Annotated in this window: 2 protein-coding genes; both read left to right on the forward strand. The window is 72.8% G+C overall.

Going from position 1 to position 2,413, the window contains the following annotated elements:
- Positions 1-333: 333 nt before the first annotated feature.
- Complete coding sequence (locus AX737_RS07120) at positions 334-1,287, forward strand: hypothetical protein (RefSeq protein ID WP_066920152.1); 954 nt, start codon at positions 334-336, stop codon at positions 1,285-1,287.
- A 9-nt stretch (positions 1,288-1,296) separates the two neighbouring features.
- Positions 1,297-2,413 (forward strand): HlyD family efflux transporter periplasmic adaptor subunit (locus AX737_RS07125; protein WP_066920153.1); only part of this gene is annotated, 1,117 nt, incomplete at its 3' end.

Raw genomic sequence — 2,413 nt, forward strand, 5'->3', positions numbered from 1 at the left:
GGCGACAAGTCCAAGAAGTGCTGATCTGACGGGCGCGCGCCGCGCTCGCGGCGCGCGCCCTCCGAGACATCGACGCACAGACGCAATCCAGAGATCGGGAATCCACGCCATGACGAAGCTCGACGCCAAGACCCTCAAGGCCGTCACCGGCGGCAACGCCGCCCCGTGCCCACCGGCCAAGGCCCCCTGCGCCCCCAAGGGCAACGGCGACAAGTCCAAGAAGTGCTGAGGACGTGATGCGGGGCGCGCGGCCCGCAGCCGCGCGCCCCGATGGGCGACGAGGAGGCGCGCCCCGGCGCGAACCCTCGTGCGAGGGGAGGCTGAGGCCGCGACATGACGGAGAATGACCCCCGCATCGGCTTTCTGGCCCGCCGCATCGCCGGCCTGCCGCTGCGGACCCGGCGCCGCATCCTGCGCGCGCGGTTCACGCTCGCAGGCGCCCTGCGGGGCTTCGAGAAGACCGGCCATGCCGGCCTGTTCCAGCGCGTCCTGCGCCAGTCGAGCCGGGAGGCCCGGCGCCTGGAGCGCGAGGTGAACCTGCACAACCTGCAGACCGAGGCGGAGTGGGCGGCGCTCCTCGTGCGCAGCGTGCCCGCGCTCAAGCGGGACGCGCGCCACATCGCGGTCACGGACCCGGCCGCCCTGGAGCGGGCCGCCGCGACCGGACGGCCGGTGATCCTGACGCCGCTGCACATGGGCGCCTACGTCCTCGCGCTCGCCTGCCTGATGGTGCGCTTCTTCCCCGGCCGGCCGCTCCTCGTGCTGCGCCAGCGCGACGACATGCCCCTGGAGACCGCCGTGATGGAGCGGATCCGCGAGGTCGGCGTCACGATGCGCTTCCATCAGGTCACCGACCGGATGGGCTTCCTGGAGGCCGTGCGCTTCGCCCGCAACGGCGCGGTGATCGTGAACTTCTGCGACCTCGATCCCGCCTACGGCGCCGCCGCCCCGATGCCGGTGCTGGGCCTGGAGACGCGGTTCGCCTTCGGCACGGACACGCTGGCCCGCCTCACCAACGGCCTCGTCGTGCCGCTGGCCTGCACGATGGAGCCGGAGGGCGACCTCGTCCGGGTCGGCCCCACCTTCGAGGTCCACACGAGCGCGCCCGAGGAGCGGGCCCGCGTCGCCGGGCTGGTGCGCGCCCATATCGAGGCGAGCCTCAGGGCCCGGCCCGAGCAGTGGCACCTCTGGTCCGCGCTGCGAGACTATTTACCGGTCACCGATACAGTCACGGACGCCGCCTCCCGGACCGAAGAGGCGGATGAACAGATCCGGACCGCCGCGTGATCCCGAACCATGAGCGAGACTGATACGCCGGACGCCGGTCCCGACCGGTCCTCTGCCGTCGCAGCCTTCCAGAGGCGCCGGCCCGGCGCGACGATCCACCTGCAGCAGGACCGCGGCGCCGCGTGGATGGCGTGGTTCTTCGGCGCGATCGTGGTCGCCCTGGTGGCGGCCCTGTTCCTCGGGCGCTTCGCGCGCAGCGAATCGGTGCGCGGCTACGTCTCGGCCGCCTCCGGCCTGACCCGGCTCGACGCGCGGGCCGCGGGCATCGTCCAGACCATCGACGTGAGACAGGGCGACCGCGTCGCCCGCGGCCAGCGCCTGATGCAGATCCAGGTGCGCGACCAGACCACGGGCGGCGTCTCGACCGTGACGGCCAACCTGCGCAGCCTGCGCGAGCGCAAGGCCAACCTCCAGCGCGACCGCGAGCGCCTGATCACCTTCCTCGACGCCACGAAGGGCGACCGCAGCGAGACCGAGCGCAACGTCGCCAACGTCACCCGCGCCTTCGACGAGCAGGAGCGGGCCCTGAAGGAGGGCCTGCGCCAGCAGGAGGAGATGGTGGCCCGCGTCCAGACCTACATGAACCAGGGCTACGCGACGCGCGAATCGCTCAACGGCCAGCGCCGCATCGCCCTCGACTACGCGCGCCAGATCGCGGAGCTGCGCGCCCGCCGGGCCGAGCTGAAGCAATCGACCGCCGAGCGCCTGACGGGGCAGCGCACCACCGCCACCGAGAAGGCCGCCCAGCTCGCCGCCACCGAGAACGAGTTGAGCGCGATCGAGGCGCAGCTCACCGGCTACAGCGCGCTGGAGCGCCTCGACATCGTCTCGCCCGTGGACGGCGAGGTGGCGGGCCTGTTCGTGGAGCCCGGCGCCTCGGTCTCCGCCGACCAGATCCTCGCGATCGTGGGCGATTCCGGCGCCGAGCCGGTGATCGTGCTGGAGGTGCCGGCCCGCGCCATCGGCCTCGCCAAGGTCGGCCAGGACGTGGTGATCAAGTACGACGCCTTCCCGTTCAAGACCTTCGGCATCGCGCACGGCACGATCACGCAGATCGCCGGCACGCCGCTCCGCGCGCCCGCCGTCGCGATGGCGGATGCGGGCGAGGCGGTGTTCGACCCGACCT

It is taken from the genome of Methylobacterium sp. CCH5-D2 (assembly GCF_001556475.1).
GTDB classification, from domain to species: domain Bacteria; phylum Pseudomonadota; class Alphaproteobacteria; order Rhizobiales; family Beijerinckiaceae; genus Methylobacterium; species Methylobacterium hispanicum.